General features: G+C 73.1%; 26 protein-coding genes and 1 tRNA gene. 10 read left to right on the forward strand and 17 right to left on the reverse strand.

Annotated elements, in window-relative coordinates; genetic code table 11:
* The first annotated feature begins 9 nt into the window (after positions 1–9).
* The 4 genes from ACIRFH_RS07070 (at position 10) to ACIRFH_RS07085 (ending at position 6109) form a co-directional block, all read left to right on the forward strand.
* Positions 10–1449 (forward strand): glycosyltransferase, encoded by a 1440-nt coding sequence (locus tag ACIRFH_RS07070; protein WP_403517672.1) that lies wholly within the window; start codon positions 10–12, stop codon positions 1447–1449.
* Positions 1446–3638: an ArnT family glycosyltransferase gene (locus ACIRFH_RS07075; protein ID WP_403517674.1), complete on the forward strand. Its 2193-nt coding sequence runs from the start codon at positions 1446–1448 to the stop codon at positions 3636–3638. The genes ACIRFH_RS07070 and ACIRFH_RS07075 overlap by 4 nt, the downstream gene beginning before the upstream one ends.
* 56 nt (positions 3639–3694) lie before the next feature.
* On the forward strand, positions 3695–5206 hold the full coding sequence (locus tag ACIRFH_RS07080) for an MFS transporter (protein WP_403517676.1): 1512 nt from the start codon (positions 3695–3697) through the stop codon (positions 5204–5206).
* A gap of 144 nt (positions 5207–5350) precedes the next feature.
* A complete protein-coding gene (locus ACIRFH_RS07085; RefSeq protein ID WP_403517678.1) occupies positions 5351–6109 on the forward strand; it encodes a TetR/AcrR family transcriptional regulator in 759 nt (252 codons plus the stop codon).
* Between the two features lie 14 nt (positions 6110–6123).
* Here the strand turns inward: ACIRFH_RS07085 and ACIRFH_RS07090 are convergent, their stop codons facing one another.
* Positions 6124–6594 (reverse strand): PPOX class F420-dependent oxidoreductase, encoded by a 471-nt coding sequence (locus ACIRFH_RS07090; RefSeq protein WP_403517680.1) that lies wholly within the window; start codon positions 6592–6594, stop codon positions 6124–6126.
* A gap of 9 nt (positions 6595–6603) precedes the next feature.
* Positions 6604–6975, reverse strand: coding sequence for an STAS domain-containing protein (locus ACIRFH_RS07095; RefSeq protein WP_403517682.1), 372 nt, complete (start codon positions 6973–6975; stop codon positions 6604–6606).
* Between the two features lie 217 nt (positions 6976–7192).
* Between ACIRFH_RS07095 and ACIRFH_RS07100 the strand changes: the two genes are divergently transcribed.
* Both ACIRFH_RS07100 and ACIRFH_RS07105 read left to right on the forward strand, forming a co-directional pair.
* Positions 7193–7918 carry an ANTAR domain-containing protein gene (locus ACIRFH_RS07100; RefSeq protein WP_403517684.1) on the forward strand — a complete coding sequence of 242 codons (726 nt, stop codon included), beginning with the start codon at positions 7193–7195 and terminating at the stop codon, positions 7916–7918.
* 99 nt (positions 7919–8017) lie between these two features.
* Entirely contained in the window at positions 8018–8728 is a 711-nt protein-coding gene (locus ACIRFH_RS07105) for a GAF and ANTAR domain-containing protein (RefSeq protein WP_403517686.1), read from the forward strand.
* Here the strand turns inward: ACIRFH_RS07105 and ACIRFH_RS07110 are convergent.
* The 3 genes from ACIRFH_RS07110 to ACIRFH_RS07120 all read right to left on the reverse strand — a co-directional run bounded on the left by ACIRFH_RS07110 (position 8711) and on the right by ACIRFH_RS07120 (position 12726).
* Positions 8711–9532: a YceI family protein gene (locus ACIRFH_RS07110; protein ID WP_403517688.1), complete on the reverse strand. Its 822-nt coding sequence runs from the start codon at positions 9530–9532 to the stop codon at positions 8711–8713. The two genes, ACIRFH_RS07105 and ACIRFH_RS07110, sit on opposite strands and share 18 nt — an antisense overlap.
* Positions 9533–9674: 142 nt before the next feature.
* A complete protein-coding gene (locus tag ACIRFH_RS07115) occupies positions 9675–12212 on the reverse strand; it encodes an MFS transporter (protein ID WP_403517690.1) in 2538 nt (845 codons plus the stop codon).
* A gap of 13 nt (positions 12213–12225) precedes the next feature.
* Positions 12226–12726, reverse strand: a complete 501-nt coding sequence (locus tag ACIRFH_RS07120) for a MarR family winged helix-turn-helix transcriptional regulator (RefSeq protein ID WP_403517691.1) — start codon at positions 12724–12726, stop codon at positions 12226–12228.
* Between the two features lie 206 nt (positions 12727–12932).
* Here ACIRFH_RS07120 and ACIRFH_RS07125 point away from each other — a divergent pair, with 206 nt between their 5' ends.
* Positions 12933–13133 carry a hypothetical protein gene (locus ACIRFH_RS07125; RefSeq protein WP_403517693.1) on the forward strand — a complete coding sequence of 67 codons (201 nt, stop codon included), beginning with the start codon at positions 12933–12935 and terminating at the stop codon, positions 13131–13133.
* Positions 13134–13285: 152 nt separating this feature from the next.
* On the opposite strand, the gene ACIRFH_RS07130 is transcribed toward ACIRFH_RS07125, so the two are convergent.
* The 8 genes from ACIRFH_RS07130 to ACIRFH_RS07165 form a co-directional block, all read right to left on the reverse strand.
* Positions 13286–14212, reverse strand: coding sequence for an RNA polymerase sigma factor SigF (locus tag ACIRFH_RS07130; RefSeq protein WP_403517694.1), 927 nt, complete (start codon positions 14210–14212; stop codon positions 13286–13288).
* A gap of 293 nt (positions 14213–14505) precedes the next feature.
* Positions 14506–15390 carry an RNA polymerase sigma factor SigF gene (locus ACIRFH_RS07135; RefSeq protein WP_403517696.1) on the reverse strand — a complete coding sequence of 295 codons (885 nt, stop codon included), beginning with the start codon at positions 15388–15390 and terminating at the stop codon, positions 14506–14508.
* 177 nt (positions 15391–15567) lie between these two features.
* Positions 15568–15861, reverse strand: a complete 294-nt coding sequence (locus ACIRFH_RS07140) for a Dabb family protein (protein ID WP_403517698.1) — start codon at positions 15859–15861, stop codon at positions 15568–15570.
* Entirely contained in the window at positions 15861–16037 is a 177-nt protein-coding gene (locus ACIRFH_RS07145) for a hypothetical protein (RefSeq protein WP_077801305.1), read from the reverse strand. Before ACIRFH_RS07145 ends, ACIRFH_RS07140 begins: the two co-directional genes overlap by 1 nt.
* A 157-nt stretch (positions 16038–16194) precedes the next feature.
* Positions 16195–16279 (reverse strand) — tRNA-Ser (locus tag ACIRFH_RS07150).
* A 65-nt stretch (positions 16280–16344) separates the two neighbouring features.
* A complete protein-coding gene (tadA, locus tag ACIRFH_RS07155; protein ID WP_403517787.1) occupies positions 16345–16779 on the reverse strand; it encodes a tRNA adenosine(34) deaminase TadA in 435 nt (144 codons plus the stop codon).
* A 95-nt stretch (positions 16780–16874) separates the two neighbouring features.
* Positions 16875–17423: a hypothetical protein gene (locus tag ACIRFH_RS07160; protein ID WP_403517789.1), complete on the reverse strand. Its 549-nt coding sequence runs from the start codon at positions 17421–17423 to the stop codon at positions 16875–16877.
* A 320-nt stretch (positions 17424–17743) separates the two neighbouring features.
* On the reverse strand, positions 17744–18028 hold the full coding sequence (locus tag ACIRFH_RS07165; RefSeq protein ID WP_403517699.1) for a hypothetical protein: 285 nt from the start codon (positions 18026–18028) through the stop codon (positions 17744–17746).
* A 139-nt stretch (positions 18029–18167) separates the two neighbouring features.
* Here ACIRFH_RS07165 and upp point away from each other — a divergent pair, with 139 nt between their 5' ends.
* Complete coding sequence (gene upp / locus ACIRFH_RS07170) at positions 18168–18803, forward strand: uracil phosphoribosyltransferase (RefSeq protein ID WP_403517701.1); 636 nt, start codon at positions 18168–18170, stop codon at positions 18801–18803.
* A 27-nt stretch (positions 18804–18830) separates the two neighbouring features.
* Here upp and ACIRFH_RS07175 read toward each other — a convergent pair whose 3' ends face one another.
* From ACIRFH_RS07175 to ACIRFH_RS07190, 4 genes are all read right to left on the reverse strand, one after another.
* A complete protein-coding gene (locus tag ACIRFH_RS07175) occupies positions 18831–19451 on the reverse strand; it encodes a LytR C-terminal domain-containing protein (RefSeq protein ID WP_403517791.1) in 621 nt (206 codons plus the stop codon).
* Between the two features lie 160 nt (positions 19452–19611).
* Entirely contained in the window at positions 19612–19908 is a 297-nt protein-coding gene (locus ACIRFH_RS07180; protein WP_003999914.1) for a type II toxin-antitoxin system VapB family antitoxin, read from the reverse strand.
* A 324-nt stretch (positions 19909–20232) separates the two neighbouring features.
* A complete protein-coding gene (locus tag ACIRFH_RS07185) occupies positions 20233–20910 on the reverse strand; it encodes an HdeD family acid-resistance protein (protein WP_403517703.1) in 678 nt (225 codons plus the stop codon).
* A 236-nt stretch (positions 20911–21146) separates the two neighbouring features.
* The gene (locus ACIRFH_RS07190; RefSeq protein WP_403517705.1) at positions 21147–21869 is read right to left on the reverse strand and encodes a siderophore-interacting protein; all 723 of its coding nucleotides are present in this window, start codon (positions 21867–21869) and stop codon (positions 21147–21149) included.
* A gap of 82 nt (positions 21870–21951) precedes the next feature.
* On the opposite strand from ACIRFH_RS07190, the gene ACIRFH_RS07195 reads away from it, so the two are divergent.
* Positions 21952–24021 (forward strand): penicillin acylase family protein, encoded by a 2070-nt coding sequence (locus ACIRFH_RS07195; RefSeq protein ID WP_403517707.1) that lies wholly within the window; start codon positions 21952–21954, stop codon positions 24019–24021.
* On the forward strand, positions 24014–24622 hold the full coding sequence (locus ACIRFH_RS07200; protein WP_403517708.1) for a GNAT family N-acetyltransferase: 609 nt from the start codon (positions 24014–24016) through the stop codon (positions 24620–24622). Before ACIRFH_RS07195 ends, ACIRFH_RS07200 begins: the two co-directional genes overlap by 8 nt.
* Positions 24623–24627: the final 5 nt, after the last annotated feature.

Consider the following 24627-nt stretch of genomic DNA (forward strand, 5'->3'; position numbering starts at 1 on the left):
GTCGGTCCCATGCGAACCGACTCTTCTCCCGGTTCCCTGCCGGCGCGGGAGCACCTCCCGGCCGCAGGAGCCGGTACGCCTGTCCTGGACGTGGTGATCCCCGTCCACAACGAGGAGAAGGACCTGAGGCCGTGCGTCCTGAGACTGCACGAGCACCTCACCCGCACCTTCCCGTACGCGTTCCGCATCACGGTCGCCGACAACGCCTCCACGGACGCCACCCCGCACGTGGCGGCGCGGCTGGCGGCGGAGATCGCCGAGGTCAGGTCCTCCCGGCTGGAGCAGAAGGGCCGGGGCCGGGCCCTGCGCACCGTCTGGTCGGCCTCCGACGCCCCGGTCCTCGCCTACATGGACGCCGACCTGTCCACCGACCTGAACGCGCTGCTGCCGCTGGTCGCCCCGCTGATCTCCGGGCATTCGGACCTGGCGATCGGCTCCCGGCTCGCCCGCAGCTCCCGGGTCGTGCGCGGCGCCAAGCGGGAGTTCGTCTCCCGCACCTACAACCTCATCCTGCGCGGCTCCCTCCAGGCCCGCTTCTCCGACGCCCAGTGCGGCTTCAAGGCGATCCGCCGGGACGTCGCCCAGGTGCTGCTGCCGCTGGTGGAGGACACCGGCTGGTTCTTCGACACCGAGCTGCTGGTGCTCGCCGAGCGGGCCGGGCTGCGGATCCACGAGGTACCGGTCGACTGGATCGACGACCCGGACTCCACCGTGCACATCGTGCGGACGGCGACCGACGACCTCAAGGGCGTGTGGCGGGTCGGCAAGGCCCTGGCCACCGGTTCGCTGCCGCTGGACCGGCTGGCCCGGCCGTTCGGCGACGACCCGCGCGACCGGGACATCGAGGACGTACCGCAGGGCCTGGCCCGGCAGCTCGTCGGCTTCTGCGTCGTCGGGGCCCTGTCCACCCTGTTCTACCTGCTGCTCTACAGCGGGTTCCGCCTCTTCGCCGGCTCCCAGTCCGCCAACGCGCTCGCCCTGCTGGTCTCCGCGGTCGCCAACACCGCCGCCAACCGGCGGCTGACCTTCGGGGTGCGGGGCAGGGGCGGCGCGGTGCGCCACCAGGCGCAGGGGCTGGTCGTCTTCGGCATCGGCCTCGCCCTCACCAGCGGCTCCCTCGCCGCCCTGGGCGCGGCGACGGACGACCCGGCCCACTCCACCGAGCTGGCGGTGCTGATCGCCGCCAACCTCGCCGCGACCGTGCTGCGTTTCCTGCTCTTCCGGGCCTGGGTGTTCCCGGACGCGCCGCCCGCCGCCCCGCGGACGCCGCCCGCCCCGGACCCGCGCCCGTACGGAGCACCCCCGCACGGGACGGCCCCGTACGCCACGCCCCCCTACCCGACGACCTCCTTCCGCGCCGGTGACGTCGCGGACCACACCCGGGGGGACGCCACCGTGCGACTCCAGCCGGTACGCCCCGCCGACACCGACCCGAGGGACGGACGATGACGACGCACCACGACCGGACGACGTACGAAGGGGAGACGCGTCCTCCCGGCAGCGGTGCCCCGCCCCCGGCCGCTCCTCCCCGGCCGCCCGCGCGGGCCCTGCCGCGCGTACTGTGGCGGGGCCGCCCCGAGGACCCGAGCTGGGTACGCCCGGCCCTCCTCGGCCTGCTGCTGGCCACCGCGCTGCTCTACCTCTACAATCTCAGCGCCTCCGGCTACGCCAACTCCTTCTACTCGGCGGCCGTGCAGGCGGGCAGCCGGTCCTGGAAGGCGTTCTTCTTCGGCTCGCTCGACGCCGGCAACGCCATCACCGTCGACAAGCCCCCGGCCGCGCTGTGGCCGATGGCGCTGTCGGTGCGGGTCTTCGGGCTGAGCTCCTGGTCGGTCCTCGTTCCCGAGGTGCTGATGGGCGTCGCGACGGTCGCCGTCGTGTACGCGGCCGTGCGCCGCCGCTTCGGCCCCGCCGCCGGACTGCTCGCCGGCACGGTGCTGGCGCTCACGCCCGTCGCCGCGCTGATGTTCCGGTTCAACAACCCGGACGCGCTGCTGGCGCTGCTGATGTCCGTCGCCTGCCACCTCGTCGTGCGCGCGCTGGAGGACGGCCGGACCAAGTGGCTGGTGTGGGCCGGTGTCGCGATCGGCTTCGCGTTCCTGGCGAAGACCCTCCAGGCCTTCCTGATCCTGCCCGCGCTCGCCCTGGTCTACGGCGTCTGCGCCCCGGTCGGGCTGAGAAAGCGGCTGGGGCAGCTGGCGCTGGCGACCGTCGCGCTCGTCGTCTCCGGCGGCTGGTGGGTCGCGGTCGTGGAGCTGTGGCCGGCGTCGTCGCGGCCGTACATCGGCGGCTCGCAGAACAACAGCTTCCTGGAGCTGACCTTCGGCTACAACGGCCTCGGCCGGCTCAACGGCGAGGAGACCGGCAGCGTCGGCGGCGGGGGCGGCCCCGGCGGCGGGGCGGGCGGACAGTGGGGCGAGACCGGCTGGGACCGGATGTTCGACGCGGAGACCGGCGGCCAGATCTCCTGGCTGCTGCCGGCCGCGCTGATCCTGCTCGTCGCGGGTCTGGTCGCCACGCGCGGGCGGGGCCGCGCCGACGCGACCCGGGCGTCCTTCCTGGTCTGGGGCGGCTCGCTGCTGATGACCGCGGTCGTCTTCAGCTACATGGCGGGCATCTTCCACCAGTACTACACGGTGGCCCTCGCCCCGTACCTGGCGGCCGTGGTCGGCATGGGCGCGGCGGCCCTGTGGGAGCGGCGCGGGCGGACCTGGACGTCCCTCGCGCTCGCCGCCGCCGTCACGGCGACCGCCGCCTGGGGGTACGTCCTGCTGAACCGGACGCCCGACTACCTGCCGTGGCTGCGGTGGCTGGTCCTCGTCGGCGGCCTGGTCGCCGCGCTCGGGCTCGTCCTCGCCGGACGGCTGGGGCGGCGGACCGTGCTCGCGGTGGCGGGGCTGGGCGTCGTGACGACGCTGGCCGGGCCGGCCGCGTACACGCTCAGCACCGTGCGGGAGGGGCACAGCGGCTCCATCGTCACGGCCGGTCCGGCCGGCGCGAGCAGGATGGGCGGTCCGGGTGGCGGCGGCCGGGGCGGCGGCCCCGGAGGCGGCGGCTTCCCGGGCGGCGGAAACGCGCCGGGCCAGGGGCAGCAGGGCCAGGGCGGTCCGGGCAACGGCACCGGTGGCTTCCCGGGCGGCGTGCCGGGCCGGAACCAGCAGGGCGACGGCCTCCCCGGCGGCGGCCGGAACGGCCAGGCGGCACCCGGCGGCCAGAACGGTGCCACCGGCGAGGGTGGCCGCGCGGGCGGCATGGGAGGCGGCATGGGCGGCCTGCTCAACGGCGCCCAGGTCGACTCCGAGGCCAAGAAGCTGCTGGAGACCGACGCCGACCGGTACACCTGGGTCGCGGCGGCGATCGGCTCGCAGAACGCCGCGAGCTACCAGCTCGGCACCGGCGACCCGGTGATGGCGATCGGCGGCTTCAACGGCACGGACCCGTCCCCCACACTGGCCCAGTTCAAGAAGTACGTGGCGGACGGCCGGATCCACTACTTCGTCTCCGGCGGCGGCACGGGCGGCGGCACGGGCGGCGGCTCCGGCAGCTCGTCGCAGATCACCTCGTGGGTCGAGGCCACCTTCACGAAGGTCACGGCGGGCTCGGCCACGTTCTACGACCTGACGCGGCCGGTCGCCTGACCGGGCGGAACGACGTCTGCTGTACAGCGTATGAGAGTTCTTCTACGCTGTACAGCATGGCGACGTCCTCACCGGAACAGGAACGCGGACCAGGCCGGACGCAGACCCCGTCCCCCGTCCAGGGACACCCCCGGCGTTGGCTGATCCTCGGTGTGATCAGCCTCGCCCAGCTGACCGTGGTCCTGGACAACACCGTGCTGAACGTGGCCATCCCCTCGCTCACCGACGAGCTGGGGGCGGCCACCTCCGACATCCAGTGGATGATCAACGCCTATTCCCTGGTGCAGTCCGGCCTGCTGCTCACCGCGGGCAGCGCCGCCGACCGTTACGGCCGCAAGAAGATGCTGGCCGCGGGTCTGGCGCTGTTCGGCCTCGGTTCACTGGCCGCGGGCCTCGCGGACGGCTCCGGCCAGCTGATCGCGGCACGGGCCGGCATGGGCGTCGGCGGCGCGCTGCTGCTGACCACCACGCTCGCCGTGGTCATGCAGATCTTCGCGCCCGAGGAGCATCCGAAGGCGATCGGCGTCTGGAGTGCGGTGAGCGCGCTCGGTTTCGCCTGTGGGCCGCTGATCGGCGGCTTCGTGCTGGACCACTTCTGGTGGGGCGCGATCTTCCTGATCAATCTGCCGGTCGTGGCGCTGGGCCTGGTCGCGGTCGTGGTCCTGGTCCCCGAGTCGAAGAACCGGCAGGGCGACCGCCCCGACCTGCCGGGCGCCGTCCTCTCCACGATCGGCATGGCGGCGCTGGTCTACGCGATCATCTCCGGACCCGAGTACGGCTGGGCATCGGGCCGGGTACTGGCCACGGCGGCCGTCGCGGTGGGTGTGCTCGCGCTCTTCGCGTACTGGGAGAGCCGTATCCCGTACCCCATGCTCGATCCGGCCTTCTTCCGCGACCAGCGGTTCACGGGTGCGGTCGCCGGGCTCATGCTGATCACCTTCGGCATGGGCGGCGCGCTGTTCCTGCTCACCCAGCACCTGCAGTTCGTGCTCGGGTACGACCCGCTGCGGGCGGGGCTGGCGACCGCGCCGCTGGCCGTGACGGTGGTGGTGCTGAACTTCTCCGGGGTGGCGGCGAAGTGGCTGGTCAAGCTCGGTGCACCGGTGGCGGTCATGCTGAGCATGGTGCTGATGTCGGCGGGCCTGGTGGCCATCGCCACCCTGACCGGCGTGGGCTACCCGGGCACACTGCTGGGACTGTTGCTGATCGGCGTGGGGTGCGCGCTCGGCAACCCGGCCATGGCGCACGCCATCATGGGCTCGATCCCGCCGGCCAGGGCCGGGGTCGGCGCGGGCATCAACGGGACGCTGGCGGAGTTCGGCAACGGCCTGGGCGTGGCCGTGCTGGGCGCGGTGCTGAACTCGCGGTTCGCGGCACTGGTCCCGGTCGCCGCGGCCTCGTTGCCGGCCGCGCTGGCCTCGGCGGAGGGGGCGGCGGAGCGGGAACGGGTCGTCGACGCGTTCTCCTCCGGGCTGGAGAGCAGTCAGCTGGTGGGGGCGGTGGCCGTGCTGCTCGGCGGGGCGGTGGCGGCGGTGTTGCTGCGGCGGGCGGAGAAGGGATCGGCCTGAGGACCCGGGCGGATCGCGTCGACGGACGAGTGCGGGCGGATCGTGGCGGTCGCGCCCACGCGGCGGAGCCGCACATCGATGCAGCCCCGCGCCCCTTTCAGGGGCGTTTAGCATGACCGGCAACCGAGAGCGAGGCAGGTGCGCATGGCGAAGGCAGGCCGGCAGGGCCCGAAGGCCAGTGTCTGGCTCGGTGACAAGGGCCGTCGCGGCCGGCGGGGCGGCGGGCAGCCGACCGGGCTCGACCGGGAGCGGATCACCGAGGCCACCGTCCGGCTGCTGGACGCCGAGGGCCTGCCGAAGTTCTCCATGCGCCGCCTGGCCGCGGAGCTGGACGTGACGGCGATGTCCGTCTACTGGTACGTCGACACCAAGGACGAACTGCTCGAACTCGCCCTGGACGCCGTCTTCGGCGAGCTGCGGCTGCCCGATCCGGAGGCCGACGAGGACTGGCGCGACCAGCTGCGCACGCTGGCCGGGGAGTACCGTGCGCTGCTGGTGCGCCACCCCTGGCTGTCCCAGCTGATCGGCACCTACCTCAACATCGGCCCCGACTCGCTGGCCTTCTCCCGGGCGGTGCAGCGCGTCATCCGCCGCACCGGCCTGCCCGCGCACCGGGTGACCGGCGCCATCTCGGCCGTCTTCCAGTTCGTCTACGGCTACGGCACGATCGAGGGCCACTTCCTCGGCCGCGCGGCGGACACCGGCCTGAGCCCGGACGAGTACTTCCAGCACTCCATGAGCGCGGTGACCGGGTCGCCGGACACCGCGGGCGTCCTCGAGGAGTCCCGGGACATCATGGCGGCCCGCGGCGGCGACACCGTGGCGGAGATGCTGGAGCGGGACTTCGACTTCGCCCTGGAGCTGCTCATCGCGGGCATCGAGACGATGGTGGCGCGGGGTTAGGCCGTGGCGGCCGCTCAGTCGTCCTTCACCAGGCGGGCCGGGAAGCCGCCCGTCGCCACCGGACCCCACCTCACGGGCGTCACCCGGATGATCGACTTGCCCTGCTCGACCATGGCCCGCCGGTACTCGTCCCAGTCGGGGTGCTCGCCGGCGATGTTGCGGTAGTACTCCACGAGCGGCTCCACGGAGTCGGGCGCGTCGACGACCTCCGCCGTGCCGTCGATCTGGACCCAGGGGCCGTTCCACTCGTCGCTGAGGACGACCAGGCCGACCCGTTCGTCCCTCCGCGCGTTGCGCGTCTTGGCCCGCTCCGGATAGGTGGAGACCACGATCCGGCCCGAGTCGTCGACCCCGCAGGTCAGCGGCGACGCCTGCGGGCTGCCGTCGGCCCTGCGGGTCATCAGGATCGCGCGGTGCCGGGGGCGTACGAAGTCCAGCAACTCGTCCAGGGACACGCGGGTGTTGGTCGCGATGTTCGGTGCCATGCGGCCAGCCTAGGCCGACAGCCCGCTCACGGACCGCAGCGCCTCCGCGAGGTGGTCGTGGACCGGCACGTCGCGGCGCAGGCCGGACAGTTCCAGGACCCGGCTCGGCGCGGTCCCCGGGGTCGCCACCACCCGCAGCTGGACCCGGCCGCGCAGCCGGTGCCGTACCTCCTCGACGAGGCGGATGCCCTGGGAGTCCATGAAGTGGGTTCCGGTCAGGTCCAGGACGAGGAGGCGCAGCCCGCCGGAGTGATGGCCCACCGCGGTCAAGATCATCGGCAGCAGCCCCGCGGCGTTGCAGAAGTCGATCTCCGGGGGCAGGGGCAGTACGGCGCAGCCGGGCGGGTCGCACGGCTCGCAGGGCTGGGGGAGGAAGGTCACGTCACTCACCTGACAGACGTCCGTCCGGTTTCCGGCAAGGCCGCTTCCTGACCCGGGCTCCATTTCACCACGCCGGGGCGGACCGTGAAAGGTGCCCGCCCGCTCCGTCGGCCGGGCGTCACCGTCACGCAGCCGAGCGGCTAAAGTTCTGTGCGTCCTGTGCTCGCAGTCGGGAATGTGCTGCGGAGCTCTCCTGCGCACGGCCACATGGCCGTGCATGCCGAAGAGGTTCGTGGTGGCTGCGTCCGAATTTACTGATGTGTCGCGTTTTCCGGTGGGCTTCGAGCTGGCCGAGGTCCTGGCCGCGGCGGCCCGGCAGCTGCACCAGACACGCACCGCCGACACCACCCTGCGCACCGCCGTCGAGCTGGCCGTGCACCTCCTGCCCGGCGCCGAGCACGCCGGCATCTCGGAGATCGAGCGCGGCAGCGGGAGCCGGGCGCTCGCCTGGACCGACGAGGTCGTGCGCTCGGCCGAGCTGCGGCACCCCGGCCGCGAGCCGCACCCGGACCGGGAGCGGCTGTGGACCACGCCCGTGGTGCGGATAGAGGACACCGGGGCCGACGGCGGCGGCAACGCCCTGTCCGACCTCGGTCTCCGCTCGGCGCTCTCCCTGCGGCTGCGCGCCGACCGACGCCGCCTGACCGTGCTGACGGCGTACGCGCGCGAACCGCGCGCCTTCGACGAGGACGCCACCCGCATCGGCCGCCTGTTCACCGCGCACGTCAGTCTCGCCCTGGACTCGGCGACCGTGCGCGAGCAGCTCACCGAGGCGATGCGCACCCGGGACCTGATCGGCCAGGCCACCGGCATCCTCATGGAGCGCATGACCATCGACGCGGCCGGCGCCTTCGACTCCCTGGTCAAGGCCTCGCAGCGGGAGAACGTCAAGCTGCGCGACCTGGCCCGCCGCATCGTCGACGCGAACGACACCCCCGGGTGACGAGAGGGCGACGGGCACCGGCGGGCATCGACGGGCACCGGCGGGCATCGACGGGCACCGTCGGGCATCGATGGGCACCGTCGGGATATGCGTACGGGCATGACCGCACAGAGCCCCGAGAGCTCCGAGACGCTGGACCGGGCGTTGGCGCGCAGTCAGGGGCTCGACACCCTGCTGCGCGATCTGACCGACCGCGCGGTGCGGGAGGTGCCCGGTGCCGTCGCCTGCTCGATCACGGTGCGCCGCGCCGACCGGCTGATGACCCTGGCCGGCAGCTCCGGCCTCCCCCGGGGCCTGGACCTGCGCCAGTACGAGAACGGCTCGGGCCCCTGTGTGGACGCCGCCGAGACCGGCGGCCCCCGGTACTCCCCCGACCTGGCCGAGGAGACCCGCTGGCCCGCCTACACGGAGTACGCGCTGGCCACCGGGGTGCGCTGTGTGCTGGCGCTGCCGCTGACCGTCGAGGGCGAGACGGGCGCCGCGCTCAACCTCTACGGCCTCGAACCCGGCTCGCTGGGTGAGGGACGCGAAGCGGCCCGCACCTTCGCGGTGCGGGCCGCCGACGCGGTGAACGAGGCCCTGCGCATCGAGCGGCAGCGGTCCTCGGCGGCCGACGTGCGCACCGCCCTGCTCTCCCGCAGCGTCATCGACCAGGCGGTCGGCATCCTCATGGCCCGGGAGCGGATCGACGCCCACCGGGCCATGGAACGGCTGCGCCACGCCTCGCAGCACACGAACGTCAAACTCCGGGACCTGTGCGACGAGCTGGTGGCCCGGGCGTCCGACGGCGCCTCACGCGGCCGGCAGTGAGTCCCCCTGGACGGCCTGGATGTCCAGCTCGACCCTGAGCGTGGTGCCGATGGCGGCGATGCCCGCCTGGAGGACCTGGTTGTAGTTCATGGCGAAGTCCTCGCGCCGCAGCTCCGTGGTCGCGCGGAACGCCGCCCGGGTGCCGCCCCACGGGTCGGCGCCGGTGCCGAGGTAGGACAGGTCCAGGTCGACCGGGCGGACGACGCCGTGCAGGCCCAGCTCGCCGTGGACGGTCCAGCGGTCGGTGCCGGCCTGGGTCACCCCGGTGGACCGGAAGGTGATCTCCGGGAACCGCTCGACGTCGAGGAAGTCCGCGGAGCGCAGGTGGGTGTCGCGCATGCCGTTGCCCGTGTCGATGGAGGCCGCCTTGATCACCGCCTCCACCCGGGACTTGGTGACGTCGTCCGGCGCGATCTCGACCGTGCCGGAGAAGTCGGTGAAGCGGCCGTGCACGCTGGAGATGCCCAGGTGCTGCGCGACCGCGGCCACGGTGGAGTGCACCGGGTCGATCGTCCACGGCCCGGGCGGCGGCAGTTCGGTGCCGCCCTGGCGGGCCAGCGTCACGGTGCCGACCTCGGCCCGGCCGCTCGCGGTGACGATGGCGCTGGAGGCGGCGGGCGCGTAGCCGACGGCCGTGACGATGACGGTGTACGCGCCCGGCGCCAGCTGCGTGGTGTCCCGGACGGCGCCCTCGGCGTCCGCCTCGGCCCGCAGCACCTGTGTGCCGGTCATGTCGGTCACCGTGACGACCGCGTGCGACACGGCCCATCCGTCCCGCGTACGGATCCTCGCGGTCAGTCCCATCCCGTTTTCCCCTGTTCTCCCCAGGAAGCGGGCCCACAGGTCTGTACGGGCCCGAGAAGTCTTGTATCGGTCGAAAGAGACCGGCCCGTGACGGCGCGCGCCTCCGCTCGGAGCGCGCGGGCCGCCACGGGCCGGGGTATCGCTACTCGCCGGGGTGGGCGAGCTCGATGTCGTGGTCGTCGACGCCCTGGCCGGCGACCGTGAGGGCCGTCGCCACCGGCGGGTAGCCGGTCGCGATGACGGTGTACTCACCGGCGTCCAGGTCGGTGAAGGCGTACGCCCCGTCCGCGCCGGTGGTGGCCGTGCCGACCACGTTGCCGGCCGCGTCGACCAGGGTCACGCGGGCGTCGGCCAGCACACCGTGCGGCGCCCGCACGACGCCCTGGACCTGGGCGCCGGCCTGCAGGTCGACCTCGACGCGGGTGACACCGGTGCCGCCCACCTCGACGGGCAGGGCGCGCGGCCGGTACCCGGCGGCGTTCACCGCGACGGTCACCGTGCCCGGCACCAGCTCGGCGAAGTCGAACTCGCCCTGGTCCCCGGTGGCGGCGGTGGCCAGCAGGTCACCGCGCACGTCGGTCACGATCACCATCGCGTCCTTGACGGGCTGCCCGCTCTCCGCGGCACGGACCAGGCCGGTGAGCCCGCTGGTGCCGCTGAGCAGGATGTCGTAGGCGACCGGTTCGTCGTTGACGACGATCGTGGACGCCTGCGGCTGGAAGCCGTCGGCGGAGGCGATCAGGACGTACGATCCCGCGTTCGGCGCGTCGACCGCGTAGGAGCCGTCGGCCTGGGCGACCGACCGTCCCAGCTGCCGGCCCGCCAGCGAGATCAGCGTGACGGCGGCCTGCGGGACCGGCGCGGACTCGGCGCCGCGGACGAAGCCGCGGACCGGGATGCCGCCGGAGACGGGGGCCTCGGGGCCGGCCGTCGTGGCGACGGCGGCGAGCCGCTGCGTGGCCGCGGGCTGGACGGCGGTGTCGGCGTCCTGCGCGGCGGTGGCGACCGCGCCGGCCGGGACCGGCTCGGCGACCCGGGTGGCCTCGGCCGGAGCCGGGGCCGCCGGGGAGGCGGTCTCGGTGGTGGACTCCGCCGCCTGGGCCAGGGCACCGGTGGTGCGCAGCGGGACCTCCTTGATGAACAGGGTCACCAGGAAGGCGAGCAGGGCGATCGGCGCGACGTACAGGAAGATGTCGGCGATGCCGTGCCCGTAGGCGCTCTCCAGCCAGTTGCGGATGCCCGGGGGCAGCAGGTCCATGTCGGGGATCGCGCCGCTGCCGGAGGACTTGGCGGCCGCCGCCTGCTCCTGCGGGCTGAGCGAGCCGATGGTGTCCGAGGCGTAGTGGCTGATCCGGGAGGACATCACGGAGCCGAGCGCCGAGACGCCGACCGCACCGCCGAGGGACCGGAAGAAGGTCACCGTGGAGGACGCGGCACCCAGGTCGCTCGGAGCCACCTGGTTCTGCGTGCAGAGCACGAGGTTCTGCATCATCATGCCGACGCCGAGACCCATCAGCGCCATGAAGATCGCGATGCGCCAGTAAGGGGTGTCGTACCGCATGGTGCCCAGCAGGCCGAGGCCCGCCGTCAGCAGGACGCCGCCGGCCAGCAGCCACGCCTTCCACTTGCCGGTCTTGGTGATGACCTGACCGGAGACGGTCGACGACACGAACAGGCCGCCGATCATCGGGATGGTCATGACGCCCGACATGGTCGGGGACTTGTCCCGGGCCAGCTGGAAGTACTGGCTGAAGTAGACGGTGCCCGCGAACATCGCGATGCCGACGAACAGCGAGGCCAGCGAGGCCAGGCTGATGGTGCGGTTCTTGAACAGGCGCAGCGGGATGATCGGCTCGCTGGCCTTGGTCTCGACGAAGCAGAAGATCGCCGACAGGACGATCGCGCCGCCGACCATGACGCCCGTCTGCCAGGACATCCAGTCGTACTTGTCGTCGGCGAAGGTGACCCAGATCAGCAGCAGGCAGACGGCCGCGGTGACGAAGAAGGCACCGGCCCAGTCGACCTTGACCTTGCGCTTGACCACCGGCAGGTGCAGCGTCTTCTGGAGCACGAGCAGCGCGATGAGCGCGAAGGGCACACCGACGTAGAGGCACCAGCGCCAGCCGAGCCAGCTGGTGTCGGTGATGACGCCGCCGAGCAGCGGACCGCCGACGGTGGCGACGGCGAAGGTCGCGCCGAGGTAGCCGGAGTACCGGCCGCGCTCACGCGGCGAGATCATCGCGGCCATGATGATCTGGGCCAGGGCGGACAGACCGCCGGCGCCCAGACCCTGGATGACCCGCGCGCCGATCAGCATCGCCGGGTTCTGCGCCAGACCGGCCACGACGGAGCCGAGGACGTAGACGCAGAGGGCTATCTGGACCAGGGCCTTCTTGCTGAACAGGTCCGCGAGCTTGCCCCACAGGGGGGTGGAGGCGGTCATCGCCAGCAGCGAGGCGGTGACGACCCACGTGTAGGCGCTCTGGCCACCGCCCAGGTCACCGATGATCTCGGGCAGGGCGTTGGTGACGATCGTGGAGGACAGAATGGCGGCGAACATGCCGAGCAGCAGCCCGGACAGCGCCTCCATGATCTGCCGGTGCGTCATCGGAGCGTCTCCCGAGGAGCCTCCCCCGTGCTTGGCATGAGCCCGCACACCGGCTGGTGTGGTCGTTGCCATGGACTTCCTTTACTTACGTGGTGACTGCGGGTGTACGGGTGGTCTGTTCGACCGCGGGTGGTACGGCGGGCCGGCCCACGGGGGACCGGCAGTCGTCGAAGCTCGCCCTGAGCCTGGTCATGAGCCGGGTGAGCTGGCCGACCTCCTCGTCGGTCCAGTCGCTCAGGCGGTGGGCCAGCAGCTGGGTCGTCCGTTCGGACAGGTCGTCCAGCTGGGCCTGGCCCGCGGGCGTCAGGTGAAGGATGCGCGAGCGCTTGTCCGCCGGGTCCGGGGAGCGTTCGATCCAGCCCCGCTCGGCGATGTGGGCGACATGGCGGCTGGTCACCGACATGTCCACGGCGAGCAGCTCCGCGAGCTTGCTCATGCGCATGTCGCCATGGCGGCCCAGCAGCGTCAGTACGGCGGCGGATCCGCTGGGACACTCGGCCGGCAGGATCCGGCTCATCTCCCGTTTCACGACGCCGAAGGCGCTGAACTGACGGATCAGCTCCTCGTACTGCGCCCTCTCGGCCATGCGCACCTCCCGCATTCGTTGCTTAGGGCAACCATACGAGCGGTTGGTTGCTACAGGCAAATAAAAACGGGGGTCCGCCCATAAAAAGTTGGCAAAGGCAAGTATTGCGATAGTAAACATCCAGGTGGGGGCCGGTGGCCTGGGGCAACGGGTCTTCGGAGCCCCGCACTTGGGCCGTACCGGCGGATTCGCTAGTGTCTCGGCCCATGGCTAACAACCAGGGCCCCCAGGGCAATTACGACCCCGCAGGCAGCACCCAGATGTTCCGCGCGTTCGTCGACGAGGGCGCCCCCCAGTCCCGGCAGGCGGACCCCGTCGCCTCCTCCGGCCCCCGCATCGGCCTGATCGTCGGCGTCGTGGCCGTCGTGGTGGTCGTCGCGGCCGTGGCCTGGCTGGCGCTGAAGTAGGGCGGGGAGCGGACCCACGGACCACGCGACCGCCGCGGCACCCAGGGGTGCCGCGGCGGTCGCCTTGCTGTCGTCTTGCTGTCGTCTTGCCGTCGTGGGGCCCCGCCGGCCGACGGCGGGGCGGGTCCGGTCCGCTCCGGTCCGTTCGGTCCTCAGTCGGAGATGAGGCCCTCGCGCAGCTGCGCCAGGGTGCGGGTGAGCAGCCGGGAGACGTGCATCTGCGAGATGCCGACCTCCTCGCCGATCTGCGACTGGGTCATGTTGGCGAAGAAGCGCAGCATGATGATCCGCCGCTCCCGCGGCGGCAGCTTGGCCAGCAGCGGCTTGAGGGACTCGCGGTACTCCACGCCCTCCAGCGCCGTGTCCTCGTAGCCGAGCCGGTCCGCCAGCGAGCCCTCGCCGCCGTCGTCCTCCGGGGCGGGGGAGTCCAGCGAGGAGGCGGTGTAGGCGTTGCCGACCGCGAGGCCGTCGACGACGTCCTCCTCGGACACGCCCAGCACGGCGGCCAGCTCGCCGACCGTCGGGGAGCGGTCCAGCTTCTGGGAGAGCTCGTCGCTGGCCTTGGTCAGCGCCAGGCGCAGCTCCTGGAGCCGGCGCGGGACGCGCACCGACCACGAGGTGTCCCGGAAGAACCGCTTGATCTCGCCCACGACCGTCGGCATCGCGAAGGTCGGGAACTCCACGCCCCGCTCGCAGTCGAAGCGGTCGATCGCCTTGATCAGTCCGATGGTGCCGACCTGGACGATGTCCTCCATCGGCTCGTTGCGCGAGCGGAAGCGCGCGGCGGCGTAGCGCACCAGCGGGAGGTTGAGCTCGATCAGGGTGTCCCGGACGTACGCGCGCTCCGGGCTGTCCTCGTCGAGGGCGGCGAGCCGCAGGAACAGGGAGCGGGACAGGGTGCGGGTGTCGATGGTCGTCGAGGCCGCCAGGGCGGGGGCTTCGGCTGCCGGGAGGGCCTGAGCCGGCACGGCGTCGAGGGTCGGGACGTCATCGATGGAGCCGAGCGCCTGGAGCGCGTCGGGCGCGGTCTCGCTCTCCGCGAGCGCGAGCACCTTCGAGCTGCCCTGGTCTACGGACATGCCACCCCCTTTGGGTCGCGGGACGGTCGCGGCGCACGCTCCCACGGTGGGAACGCAGCCTTCACCTGAATACCGGCGCCGAAGCCCCGGCAAACGCGCTTCCGGCAGAATGTCACATGTCGGCAACGCGCTGTAGTGACATGTCGACATCCGAGACGCGAAAACCCCCTGGAAAGAGGGGGTCTGACGGACTGTCGGACGGAATCCGCCCGCATCGGCCCTGGTGAGCGATTCGCTCGCAGCGGTGACTGCTCGCTCATGCTTTCGGATGTGCGCCGGATGGCGCGTCCGGATTACGCGTCGATCCGGTTGGCGGATCTCAACCGCTGGAAACTGCGCGCCAGGAGCCGCGACACGTGCATCTGGGAGACGCCGAGTTCCGCGCTGATCTGCGACTGGGTGAGGTTGCTGTAGTAGCGCAGCAGCAGGATGCGCTGCTCGCGCTCCGGGAGCTGGACGAGCAGGTGGCGGACGAGGTCGCGGTGCTCGACGCCGTCCAGCGCGGGGTCCTCGTAGCCGAGCCGGTCGAGCAGCCCGGGCAGCCCGTCGCCCTCCTGCGCGGCCTCCAGCGAGGTGGCGTGGTACGAGCGTCCCGCCTCGATGCAGGAGAGCACCTCGTCCTCGCCGATGCGCAGCCGCTCGGCGATCTCGGCGGTGGTCGGGGAGCGCCCGAAGGCGGTCGTCAGGTCCTCGGTCGCGCTGTTGACCTGCACCCACAGCTCGTGCAGCCGGCGCGGTACGTGCACGGTGCGCACGTTGTCGCGGAAGTAGCGCTTGATCTCGCCGACCACCGTGGGCATGGCGAAGGTCGGGAACTGCACGCCGCGGTCCGGGTCGAAGCGGTCGATGGCGTTGATGAGCCCGATGGTGCCGACCTGGACCACGTCCTCCATCGGCTCGTTGCGCGAGCGGAAGCGCGCGGCGGCGTAGCGCACCAGCGGGAGGTTGGCCTCGATGAGCGCCGCGCGCACGCGGTCGTGCTCCGGCGTGCCCGGCTCGAGTCCCTTGAGCTGTCCGAAGAGCACCTGGGTGAGGGCCCGGGTGTCGGCACCCCGGCTGCGCTGTGGCGTGGCGTGCCCCGCGGGTGCTTCCTGGGCCTGTGCGGGGGGTGCGGGGGGTGCGGGCGGTGCCTGAGGCGCAGTACTGGCCGGCACGGTCAACTCCACCTCGTGATCCATCAACTCATCGGTCAACTCTCCGTCAAAAGCGGTCATAGCATCACAAGACATGTGCACCGTGCGCAAGTACCCCATAACGCCGTGTTGAGGGCATTCGGGGTGTACGGGGCGAGGCGGTTCCCGTACGCGGACCAGCCCCCCGCCGGGAACGGCGGGGGGCTGGGGGCGCGCGGTGCCTCAGAACTCGTAGTCGGCGATCACCCAGGTGGCGAACTCGCGCCACAGCGCGACGCCCGCCTGGTGCGCCGGATGGTCCAGGTAGCGCCGCAGGGCGTCGGTGTCGTCCACGGCGGAGTTGATGGCGAAGTCGTAGGCGATGGGGCGGTCGCTGATGTTCCAGGCGCACTCCCAGAAGCGCAGCTCCTCGATCTGGCCGCCGAGGGCCCGGAAGGCCTCGACACCCTTCACGACGCGCGGGTCGTCACGCTCGACGCCCTCGTCGAGCTTGAACAGCACCAGGTGACGGATCATCACTTTCCTCCGTTGGCGGCCCAGGTCATGAAGTCGCCCACCGCTCCCGCGGCGTCGGAGATGCCCTGGAACCCGATCTGGACGTAGTCGGCGGCCTTGGCCGGGTCCGTGATGATCACGTACAGCACGAAGACCACGAGCACGTAGACGGCGATCTTCTTCGCGTTCACCGCCACCGCGGCCTCCCCCTGGGACTTCCTCGGACTCTGCGCTACCGGCGGTGAGTGTAGCCGTCCGCTCCCGTGTGCGATCAATGCCTCGTTCCGGTGGCCGGCCGCGCCGTCACCCGGGAAAGACGAAGGGCCCGATCTGAAAGATCGGGCCCTTCTGCTGCGGTAGCGGAGGGATTTGAACCCTCGGTGACTTGCGCCACACTCGCTTTCGAGGCGAGCTCCTTCGGCCGCTCGGACACGCTACCGAGAGAGACCTTACAGCACAGTGCGGCATGGTTCGAAATCGATATCCGGGCCCCGGCGGCGTACGTCAGCGGTCGCGGAAGAAGTCGGTGAGCAGCAGGGCGCAGTCCTCGGCGAGCACGCCCTCGATCACCTCGGGCCGGTGGTTGAGCCGCCGGTCGCGGACGACGTCCCACAGGGAGCCGGCCGCGCCCGCCTTGTCGTCGCGGGCGCCGTAGACGACGCGGTCCACCCGGGACTGCACGAGCGCGCCCGCGCACATCGTGCACGGCTCCAGGGTGACGACGAGCGTGCAGCCGGTCAGCCGCCACCGGTCGCCGAGCCGGGCCGCGGCCCGCCGGATCGCCAGCACCTCCGCGTGGGCGGTCGGGTCACCGGTGGCCTCGCGTTCGTTGTGCCCGGCCGCCAGCACGGTGCTGCCGTCCGGGGCCAGCACGACGGCGCCGACCGGAACGTCCCCGTCCCGGGCGGCGTGCCCGGCCTCGGCCAGGGCGAGCCGCATCGCGGGCCGCCACCGGTCGCGCACCGGGTCCGGCACGGCCGGTTCCCGGCCCGGTTCCGTCGGCACCGGACCGGGTCCCTCGTCGATCGGTGCGGTCAGCGGACCGTCTCCAGCACCTCGGAGGCGCCCAGCGCCTCGGCGATCTCACCGACCGCGTCCCCGGACATCGACCGCAGCTCCTTCTCGCTCACGCCGAGGTCCTCGAGGACCTCCGCGTCGCCGACGGGGCCGTGCGGCACGGCGGACTCGCCGGGGCCCGCGGCCGCGTCGTCGTCGCCGTCGGCACCGTCGTCGTCATCGGACTCACCGTCCTCCGTGCCGTCGAGGTCGAGGGCGTCGAGGTCGGTGGCGTCGTCACCGGGATCCCGGCCGAGCAGCTCGTCGGTGAGCAGGATCTCCCCGTAGCTGCTGCGGGCGGCCGCGGCGGCGTCCGAGACGTAGATGCGCGGATCCTCCTCGCCGTCCACGCGGACGACTCCGAACCACGCGTCCTCCTGTTCGATCAGCACGAGCACCGTGTCCTCGTCGGGAGAGGCTTCCCGGGCCAGGTCGGCCAGATCCGACAGGGTCTCCACATCGTCGAGCTCCGTGTCGCTCGCTTCCCACCCGTCTTCGGTGCGCGCGAGCAGTGCGGCGAAGTACACCGTGACTCTCCCACTGGTCATAGGCGTGCCGGTTGGGGGTCCCCCCGGCGGAGGCTGTGGGCGGGGCAAGCGTTCCTCCGAGCCCCACCCACTCGGAATCGTGGCAGAAACAAGGCCCTCGGGGGACGTCTTCGGCGCCCTGTGTCCCGCCGTTTCGATCGCGGGTCCGTGCGTACGTGTCCGAACCGGACCCGGTGGCGCAGTGCGTGCCGCCACTCGCGGATCGTACGCGGCTTTTCCGCGGGGCCGTGCACCGCGTTCCCGTGCCGTCGGCGCGGCGCGCGATCTTCCCCCGACGGGCCCTGGAGCGGGCCCGCGCGTCACCAGCGGAACGTGCGCATGCGCATCGCGTGGCGCAGCCGGGCGGCCTTGGCGCGGCGCGGCTGGACGCGGTCCCGCAGCTCCCGGGCCTCGGCGAGGTCGCGCAGGAACTGGGCCCGGCGCCGGCGGCGCTCGGCCTCCGCCTCCGGCCCCGGCCGGTACTCCGGCCCCGGCCCCGGTCCCGGCCCGTGCTCCGGCCCCGTCCTCGGCCGTGTCCCCGTCGTCCGCCGTTTCCCCGGCTCCTCGCTCGGGGACGACGTGTCGTGCGTGTCCCGGTCAGGCACAGTCTCACCACCCCGCGTCCGTCCCTCCCACCTTCCCCCGGACGGACGGTTTGACGCCGGTGAGCGGGTGAAGCGCCCGTCACGGGTCTGCCCGGGCGCGGGGACGCCGGTGCGGCGGGGCCCGGTTACTGTGGGGGACATGCGTCTCCACGTCGTCGACCACCCCCTGGTCGCCCACAAGCTCACCACGCTGCGCGACCAGCGCACCGACTCCGCGACCTTCCGCCGTCTCGCCGACGAGCTGGTCACCCTGCTCGCCTACGAGGCCACGCGCGACGTGCGCACCGAACAGGTCGACATCCAGACGCCGGTCACGCAGACCACCGGCGTCAAGCTCTCCCACCCGCGCCCGCTGGTGGTGCCGATCCTGCGCGCCGGCCTCGGCATGCTCGACGGCATGGTCCGGCTGCTGCCGACCGCCGAGGTGGGTTTCCTCGGCATGGTGCGCAACGAGGAGACGCTGCAGGCCTCCACCTACGCCACCCGCATGCCGGACGACCTGTCCGGACGCCAGGTGTACGTCCTGGACCCGATGCTGGCCACCGGCGGCACGCTGGTCGCCTCCATCCGGGAGCTGATCAAGCGCGGCGCCGACGACGTCACGGCCGTGGTGCTGCTGGCGGCCCCCGAGGGCGTCGAGGTGATGGAGCGCGAGCTGGCCGGTACTCCGGTGACGGTCGTGACGGCCTCGGTCGACGAGCGCCTCAACGACCAGGGCTACATCGTGCCGGGCCTCGGCGACGCGGGCGACCGGATGTACGGAGCGGCCGAGTAGCCGCTCGCGGCGCGTCCGTACGGCTGCTCAGCAGCCCTTCTTCTCCGCGGCGGGCGTCGGCTGCGGCGCGGTCAGCCGGGCCAGCGCCGCGTCGGCGTCCGCCGGCTTCGCCAGTCCCTTGAAGCCGTTGCCGATGATCAGGTCCACGGCGGTTCCCCCGCGGGCCGCGTCGGTGCGGCGCTCGGCGGCCGGGAGCTGGGTGCCGAGCACGGGCAGCGATCCCTTCAAAGCCGAGGCGGGCCCGAGCAGCACGCCGGAGGCGTCGAGCTTCTTGTCGAACTCCTTGGGCGCGTTGCCCACGTCGCCGATGCGGAAGCCGCGCTTCTTCAGCTCGTCGGCGGTCTGCTGGGCGAGGCCGCCGCGGGTCGTCGCGTTGAGCACGTTGACGGTGACCTGCGCCGGCTTCGGCACGGCCGCGGCGGCGGGCGACGCGCTCGCGCGGGCCGGGGCGGCCCGGCAGCCCGCCGCGGCACCGGCCGCCGACGCCTCGTCGCCGCCGGTGAAGACGTCGATGAGCTGCATCGTGCCCCAGCCGAGGACCCCGAGGACGGTGGCACAGGCGACGGCGGCGAACGCGAGCCTGCCGCGTCGGCGGGCCGGTCGCATCCGCGGGTACTTGTCCCCCGTGATCTTGTACTGGCCGCCCATGCCAGGGGGAGTCAGCATGCTCATGGGCGCAGCGTAGTGCGCCCGGACGGCGATGCCTATTAGATGATCAGTCGGTGATCCGTGGTTCGGCGCAATGTCACCCGAAAGGGTCAAGCCACGGTGTTGCGGAGGCCGGTGGGGAGGCCGCCGCGGGTCCCGGTCAGTCGAGTTCGAGGACGCGCGCGTGCAGCACCTGGCGCTGCTGCAGCGCCGCGCGGACCGCGCGGTGGAGGCCGTCCTCCAGATACAGGTCGCCCTGCCACTTCACGACGTGCGCGAAGAGGTCGCCGTAGAACGTGGAGTCCTCGGCGAGGAGGGTTTCCAGGTCCAGTTGACCCTTCGTCGTCACGAGCTGATCGAGGCGGACCGGGCGCGGCGCGACGTCCGCCCACTGCCGGGTGCTCTCCCGGCCGTGGTCGGGGTACGGCCGGCCGTTTCCGATGCGCTTGAAGATCACACGGAAAGCCTACCGGCCCGGGCGTCGCGGGCGCAGCCATGGCGGCGCAGTGCGGCGCCGGAAAAGACGCCGTAAACGAGGGCAAACGGGAAGGGGACCCCGGCGGGGTGGCTGCGGGAACGTCCCGCCCGGGCGCGGTGACCGCTGTTTTCTCCGTCGGTCACGCCTCTCCTCCCGTGCGGGCGGCCGCTGTTCGCACGGGGCGCCCGGCGCGGACGGCGCGGACGGCGCGGACGGCGCGTGGCGTGCGTTCGGCGCGGTCCGGGGCGGTGGCGTGCGGAACGGGGCTCACGCGGGTCCGTGTCCCCGCCCGGCGCACGCCGTTCACACGGTGTGCGGGACCCGGCGGGCCCGGCTGCGGATGCCCAGGGACGTGACGATCTCGACCACGCCGACGGCGACGAGCCACCAGCCGCCGACCAGCGTGAGGACGGCGACCGACTCGACCGGAGAGTCGATCAGGACGATACCGGCGAGCACGGTGACGATCCCGAGGAAGATCTGCCAGCCGCGCGCGGGCATCGCCGGGTCGTGGACGGCGGCCACGGTCTGGGTGATGCCGCGGAACAGCCAGCCGATGCCGATCCACAGCGCGAGCAGCAGGACCGACTGGAGCGGGCCGCGGAAGCAGAACAGACCCAGCAGGATCGACACGGCCCCGCTGATGAACGCGAGGACCCGCAGCGAGGTCCTGCTGTGCGTGCCGAACGCGGCCGCGAGCTGCAGGACGCCGCTGACGAGGAGGTAGAGGCCGAACAGCACACCGGCGACGAGCAGGGACGCGCCCGGCCAGACCAGGACCAGCACGCCGAGCACCAGCGAGGCGATCCCGGTGAGCAGGACCGTCTGCCAGGCGGTGCGGGACAGCAGGTGCAGGGGCCCTTCGAAGGGCGGTTCGGGCTCGTGTCCGCCGGGGGGTCCGGTGCGGGTCCCGTGCCGGGCGTGGACCCCGCGGTCGTCGTACGGCGGGCCCCCGGGGGAGCTGTTCGGTGGCTCGGTCATGGTCCATGCTGGGTGCGGCCGTGACGTCCCCGCCACCTGGAGCGGTCCGGTGGGCTGACCGCGCGGGCGGCTCCGGGGCCGCGGCCAGGGGCCGGGCCCGGCCGCCCCGGTCCGGGCGCGACGTTCCCGCCGCCCGCCGCCCCGGTCCTCGGGGCGGATGCCGGACTTCCTGCCCGGCGGGGCCGGGAAGACCTGTGCCTCCCGCTTGTCGGAGCCGGGCGGCCGCGCGCGCGGGATCAGGTCGCGCGCCAGTACCCCAGCGCGTTCACCCGCTGCTTCGGCACGCCCAGGTCCTTGCGGACGTGGGTGGACAGGGCGCGGGTCGTCGCCGTGTCGCAGGCGATCCAGACGTACGGCTCGGTGGTGTCGCGGAGCAGCCCGGGCAGCGCCTCCCGCACCTCGGCGACCAGGCGGGCGCCCCCGTCGCGGCGCGGGACCGTGCGGATCTCGTGCCGGGCCGGATCGGTGCGCAGGGGCAGGCCGGTGGTCTCGCCCTCGAACCAGATGGTCGCCGGGACCGTGTCCAGCGCGTCGAGCAGCGAGTTGAGGGCCGGCAGGGACGCCGGGTCGGCGACGGCGAAGAGGCGCGAGGGCGCCGGGTCGGGGTGCTGGAAGCCGGTGCCCTGGACCGTCGCCTCGATGGTGTCGCCGGGCTTCGCGGCCCGCGCCCAGTCGCTGGCGCACCCCTCGTGCAGGGCGAACTCCAGGCCGAAGGTGCCGGCCGCCGGGTCCGGGTCGACCAGCGTGTACGCCCGCTGGTGCGGCTTGCCCGCGTCGTCGAACCAGAGCCGCACCCACATCGTGGGGTGGACGCCGGTCGCCGCCAGCATCCCGCCGTCGGACAGCCGCAGCCGCCGGAAGTCCGGGGTCACGTCCTCGGCGTCCGTCACGGTGAACGTGAAGTCCTTCGCGCGCATCAGCCTGAGGACCGCGCCTTCCCAGCCCCGCCCCTGCCCCATCGGCTCTTCACCCTTCGCGTACGATTCCGCCACGACGTATGACTTAGGTGAGCCTAACCTAAAGGAAAGTAGGGGCACAGGGGTGAGCGCCGAGATATACCGCGACGCCTGGGGGATACCGCACCTGCGCGCGGACGGCGTGCACGAACTCGCCCGCGCCCAGGGCCGCGTGACCGCCCGCGACCGGGCCTGGCAGCTGGAGGTCGAACGGCACCGCGCCCAGGGCACCTCGGCGTCCTTCCTCGGAGCGGAGGCCCTGCCCTGGGACCGGTTCGCCCGCCGGGCCCTGCTGGCCGACACCGCCCGGCGCTGCTTCGCGGCCCTGGAGGAACGGGACCCGGAGACGGCCGCCTGGGTACGGGCGTACACCGACGGCGTCAACGAGTCGCTCGCCCGGGACGCCCCCGCCCCCGAGTTCGCGCGCACCGGCCTCGCCCCCGGCCGCTGGGAGCCCTGGACCCCGCTCGCCGTCTGGCTCTCCACCCACATCCTCTTCGCCGGGTTCCCCGCCAAGCTCTGGCGCGAGCACATCGCCGGGCACCTCGGACCGGACTCCGTCGCCCTGTTCGCCACCGACGGACCCGGCACCGCCGGCAGCAACGGCTGGCTGGTGAGCGGCGAACGGACCGTGACCGGGCACGCGGTCATCGCCGGCGACCCGCACCGCTACATCGAGGAACCCGGCGTCTACCAGCAGATCCACCTGTCCTGCCCGGAGTTCGACGTCGTCGGCCTCGCCGTGCCCGGAGTCCCCGGCATCGCCCACTTCGGCCACACCGGCACCGTCGCCTGGGCCATCACCAACGCCATGGCCGACTACCAGGACCTGTACCGCGAACGGCTGCGCCGCACCGGCGCCGGCGTCGAGGCGCTGGGCCCCGACGGCCGCTGGCACCGGGCCGCCCGGCACACCGAGCTGATCCGGGTCGCGGGGGAGGAGCCCGTCGAGGTCGAGGTCGTCGAGACCGACCGGGGCCCGGTGATCGCCGGCGGGCCCGAGGGTCTGGACGACGGCACCCCGCTCGCCCTGAGCCTGCGTCACCCGCCGCGCGTCGCCGCCGACCTGGGCTTCTCCGCCCTGCTGCCGCTGCTGCGGGCCCGCCGGGCCGCCGACGTGGACCGCGCCCTGGACGCGTGGGTGGAACCGGTCAACGTCGTGCAGGCCGCCGACACCGAGGGCGGGCTGCTGCACCGGGTCGCGGGCCGCGTGCCGGTGCGCGCGGCCGCCAACGGCGTACGCACCGTGCCCGCGTGGGAGCCCGGGCACGAGTGGACCGGCTGGCACGAGACGCCCCGCGCGGGCCTCACCGACGGCGTCGCCGTGATGGCCAACCAGCGCGGCCCGGCCGCCCCCCTCGGCGTCGAGTTCGCCCCGCCGCACCGCGCCGAGCGCATCGCCGCCCTGCTCGCCGCCGAGGACCGCTGGTCGGCCGCCGGCATGTCCGCGATCCACACCGACACCCACCTCGCCTCCGCCGCCCCGCTCCTCGACCTGCTGGCGGCCCTCGACGGCCTGACCCCCGCGGCCCGCGCCCTGCGCGACCGCCTCCTCGCCTGGGACCGCCGCATGGACGCCGACAGCACCGGCGCGGCGGCCTACGCGGCCGTGCGCGGCGCGGTCGTACGGCGCCTGGCGGCCCACCCGGCCTTCGCCGAGGCCGCCGCGGCGCCCGCCTACCCCGAGGTGTTCCTGCCGTGGCTCGCGCTCGTGCCGCGCGTCGCCTACGCACTCGAACACCTGCTGCGCGCCGAGGACCTGTACGGCATCGACCGCGCCGGCACCGTCCGCGCGGCCCTGGAGGAGGTGGCCGCCCGGGAACCCACGGGCACCTGGGGCGACACCCACCGCCTCGCCCCCTGGCGGGCGCTGCCGGACGCCTCCGCGGAGGAACCCGGCCTGTCCGGCGACCACGACTGCGTGCTGTGCACCTCCGCGGTCCCCGGCCTCACCGACCGCGCCGCCCGCGGCCCCGCCGCCCGGTACGTCTGGGACCTGGCCGACCGGCAGGACAGCCGCTGGGTGGTCCCCCACGGCGCCTCGGGCCTCCCCGGCTCGCCCCACCACCGCGACCAGCAGCCCCTGTGGCTCGCCGGGGAACTCGTCCCGGTGGTCACCGACTTCGACCGGCTCGTGAAGGAGTCCGATGTCTGACCCGTACCTCTCCCGTCCCGCCGTCCACGAGCAGGTGCTCGACGGTTTCGGCACCGTCCGGATCCTGCCCCTCGACCCCACCGCGGACGCCGGGGTGGTCCACCGCTGGGTGAGCGAGGAGCGGGCCGCCTTCTGGGGCATGAACGGCCTCACCCGGGACCAGGTCGCCGGGATCTACGCCCACATGGCCGGCCTCGACACCCACCACGCCTTCCTGGTGGTCCGGGACGGCGAGCCCGTCGCCCTGTTCCAGACCTACGAACCCGGGGCCGACCGGGTGAGCGAGTGCTACGACGTCGAACCCGGCGACATCGGCGTCCACCTGCTGCTCGCCCCGGCCGGGAAGGACGGCGCGCGGCCCGGCTGGACCGCCGCGCTGTCGCGGGCCCTCGTCGCCTACGTCCTGCTGGGACTGGACCGCGAGCGGATCGTGGTCGACCCGGACGTGCGCAACGACAAGGCGATCGCCCGCTTCCTCAAGCAGGGCTTCACCGCCGGGCCGCGGGTCGTGCTGCCCGAGATCGACCTGCCGGACGTGTACCTGCCCGAGAAGAAGGCCCAACTCGCGTTCCTGCGCCGGGAGGTAGCCTTCGGCGGGTGACCCCG

It is taken from the genome of Streptomyces sp. NPDC093586, from assembly GCF_044764905.1.
Taxonomy (GTDB): Bacteria; Actinomycetota; Actinomycetes; order Streptomycetales; family Streptomycetaceae; genus Streptomyces.

Coding starts and splice junctions, on each gene's coding strand:
- ACIRFH_RS07190 (WP_403517705.1), bottom strand. CDS start 21,869: ATGGGGCAGGGGCGGGGCTGGGAAGGCGCGGTCCTCAGGCTGATGCGC.
- ACIRFH_RS07115 (WP_403517690.1), bottom strand. CDS start 12,212: ATGGCAACGACCACACCAGCCGGTGTGCGGGCTCATGCCAAGCACGGG.
- ACIRFH_RS07200 (WP_403517708.1), top strand. CDS start 24,014: ATGTCTGACCCGTACCTCTCCCGTCCCGCCGTCCACGAGCAGGTGCTC.
- ACIRFH_RS07100 (WP_403517684.1), top strand. CDS start 7,193: ATGCCGAAGAGGTTCGTGGTGGCTGCGTCCGAATTTACTGATGTGTCG.
- ACIRFH_RS07105 (WP_403517686.1), top strand. CDS start 8,018: ATGACCGCACAGAGCCCCGAGAGCTCCGAGACGCTGGACCGGGCGTTG.
- ACIRFH_RS07120 (WP_403517691.1), bottom strand. CDS start 12,726: ATGGCCGAGAGGGCGCAGTACGAGGAGCTGATCCGTCAGTTCAGCGCC.
- ACIRFH_RS07075 (WP_403517674.1), top strand. CDS start 1,446: ATGACGACGCACCACGACCGGACGACGTACGAAGGGGAGACGCGTCCT.
- ACIRFH_RS07125 (WP_403517693.1), top strand. CDS start 12,933: ATGGCTAACAACCAGGGCCCCCAGGGCAATTACGACCCCGCAGGCAGC.
- ACIRFH_RS07135 (WP_403517696.1), bottom strand. CDS start 15,390: ATGGATCACGAGGTGGAGTTGACCGTGCCGGCCAGTACTGCGCCTCAG.
- tadA (WP_403517787.1), bottom strand. CDS start 16,779: ATGCGGCTCGCCCTGGCCGAGGCCGGGCACGCCGCCCGGGACGGGGAC.
- ACIRFH_RS07070 (WP_403517672.1), top strand. CDS start 10: ATGCGAACCGACTCTTCTCCCGGTTCCCTGCCGGCGCGGGAGCACCTC.
- ACIRFH_RS07110 (WP_403517688.1), bottom strand. CDS start 9,532: ATGGGACTGACCGCGAGGATCCGTACGCGGGACGGATGGGCCGTGTCG.
- ACIRFH_RS07130 (WP_403517694.1), bottom strand. CDS start 14,212: ATGTCCGTAGACCAGGGCAGCTCGAAGGTGCTCGCGCTCGCGGAGAGC.
- ACIRFH_RS07175 (WP_403517791.1), bottom strand. CDS start 19,451: ATGGGCGGCCAGTACAAGATCACGGGGGACAAGTACCCGCGGATGCGA.
- ACIRFH_RS07185 (WP_403517703.1), bottom strand. CDS start 20,910: ATGACCGAGCCACCGAACAGCTCCCCCGGGGGCCCGCCGTACGACGAC.
- ACIRFH_RS07140 (WP_403517698.1), bottom strand. CDS start 15,861: ATGATCCGTCACCTGGTGCTGTTCAAGCTCGACGAGGGCGTCGAGCGT.
- ACIRFH_RS07080 (WP_403517676.1), top strand. CDS start 3,695: ATGGCGACGTCCTCACCGGAACAGGAACGCGGACCAGGCCGGACGCAG.
- ACIRFH_RS07090 (WP_403517680.1), bottom strand. CDS start 6,594: ATGGCACCGAACATCGCGACCAACACCCGCGTGTCCCTGGACGAGTTG.
- ACIRFH_RS07085 (WP_403517678.1), top strand. CDS start 5,351: ATGGCGAAGGCAGGCCGGCAGGGCCCGAAGGCCAGTGTCTGGCTCGGT.
- upp (WP_403517701.1), top strand. CDS start 18,168: ATGCGTCTCCACGTCGTCGACCACCCCCTGGTCGCCCACAAGCTCACC.